This window comes from Streptomyces sp. SS8 (genome assembly GCF_054072955.1).
Genome location: NZ_JBSVCZ010000076.1, coordinates 1 through 388, shown reverse-complemented (window position 1 = coordinate 388; position 388 = coordinate 1). Strand labels below are relative to the sequence as shown.

The window sequence follows — 388 nt, the reverse complement described above, 5'->3', positions numbered from 1 at the left end:
GCGCCTGGCGGTGGGGACGGTGGTGACGGTGAAACCCCCGGCGCCGTCCTCGGCCACCTCGGTGACGGTGGTCATCGGGTGGATGACCGCACCGGCCCTCTCGGCGAGGTACAGGTAGTTCTCGGTGAGGGAGTTCTTGGCGCCGTGCCGGCAGCCGGTCATGCAGGATCCGCACCCCAGGCAGGTGGTGCGGGCCGGTCCCGCGCCGCCGAAGTAGGGGTCGGGCACCTCCGCGCCCGGGGCGGCCCTGACCTCTCCTCCCGCGTCCTCGCCGTCGCCGAAGAAGACGCCCACCGGGGTGAGCCGGAAGGTGTGGCCCACGCCCATCCGCCGGGCGACGTTCTCCAGATGGGTGTCGGCCGCGGTCCTGGTGGGGTTGGTGCGCACC

At 73.5% G+C, this 388-nt stretch carries 1 pseudogene; it reads right to left on the bottom strand.

From position 1 onward, the window contains the following. A pseudogene (locus ACW69E_RS27790) lies at positions 1 to 388 on the bottom strand (cholesterol oxidase); the annotation flags it as partial.